Annotated in this window: 1 protein-coding gene; it reads right to left on the reverse strand. The window is 54.5% G+C overall.

Annotation, left to right across the window (positions count from 1 at the left end; all coding sequences use genetic code 11):
* Positions 1 to 202, reverse strand: a 202-nt coding sequence (locus tag NI467_RS14725; protein WP_253153512.1) for a hypothetical protein, incomplete at both ends; no start/stop codon positions are given.

Here is a 202-nt window from a genome sequence, read left to right on the forward strand (position 1 = left end):
ATTCGGATTCAGACAGCGACTCAGACTCTGACAGCGACTCGGACTCGGATAGCGACTCTGATTCAGACTCGGACAGCGATTCGGACTCAGACTCGGACAGCGACTCTGATTCAGACTCGGATAGCGACTCTGACAGCGACTCAGATTCGGACAGCGACTCAGACTCGGATAGCGACTCTGATTCAGACAGCGACTCAGACTC

It is taken from the genome of Acinetobacter sp. S4397-1 (assembly GCF_024129285.1).
GTDB lineage: Bacteria > Pseudomonadota > Gammaproteobacteria > Pseudomonadales > Moraxellaceae > Acinetobacter > Acinetobacter lwoffii_C.